Raw genomic sequence first — 912 nt, 5'->3', positions numbered from 1 at the left:
ATGGGCGCGCGGATTGGCACATGATCAATCATCGGTTCCGTCGCCACATCTCCAGGTGAGAGGCGGCGGAAGCGGTCTATGCGATAGAGATCGGTCTGGATCGATTGATCAAGGACGAGGCCTTCGGTCGCTGCCAGCGTCTCCGAGATCGCTTGCGCACCGAATGTGTTCCAGTCGAAGCCCGTCCTTTCAACATTGTCACGCAGCACGAATGCATGTGCGCTGATGAAACTGCCGCCAGGCGCCAACGCCTCGACGAATTTTTTGGCGATGCGTTGCAACTCGGCGAGATCGTCCAGATAGTAGAGCACTTCCGAACAGACGATCAGATCCATCTCACCCGGCAGCGTGTCGGCAGAAAAATCCAGTACGCCGAACTCGATATTCGGCTGGTCGCCGCATCGCGCGCGGGCCCGTTCGACGGCTATCGGGGAGATGTCGGTTGCGGTCAAATGGCCCACGCGCGGCGCCAGCTGCCGCGTGAAATGGCCCTCCGCGCAGGCCAGCTCAAGCGCCCGTCCGATGGGACCGGCAGGCAGAATTTCGAGCTGCCGCTGATATTTTTCCTGCTCGTAGGGCGAACCGTAGTTCCAGGGATCCTCGGTCGCGAAATAGCCGTTCCAGAACGACGTGCGATCCTTGTCGTGCCTGGCCCGCACGCGGCGCGGCACCGCGGGAGGCTCCGCAGGTTCGGCGCCCGACCGAACCAGCTCCCGCGCGTCCTCGGCCAATTGGGCGAGTTTGCCGAAGTGACTGTCTGGATCGGACCGGCGGTCAAGCTGGTCAGGGGGCACGACATTGAGGATCAAGTCGACCCAATGATCCCTTGTCACTGTCCCGAGTACACCGAACTGCACGAGAGCCCTGATCTGGCCATCCATCATCAGATAGGCATAAATTTGATCGATTCCT

At 60.7% G+C, this 912-nt stretch carries 1 protein-coding gene; it reads right to left on the bottom strand.

Going from position 1 to position 912, the window contains the following annotated elements; genetic code table 11:
* On the bottom strand, positions 1 to 912 hold a 912-nt coding region (locus tag AC0L26_RS31940; protein WP_473636079.1), incomplete at both ends, for an SAM-dependent methyltransferase.

The sequence above is a fragment of the Mesorhizobium sp. WSM4823 genome, assembly GCF_055811195.1.
This window is presented reverse-complemented; position numbering and strand designations above follow the sequence as displayed.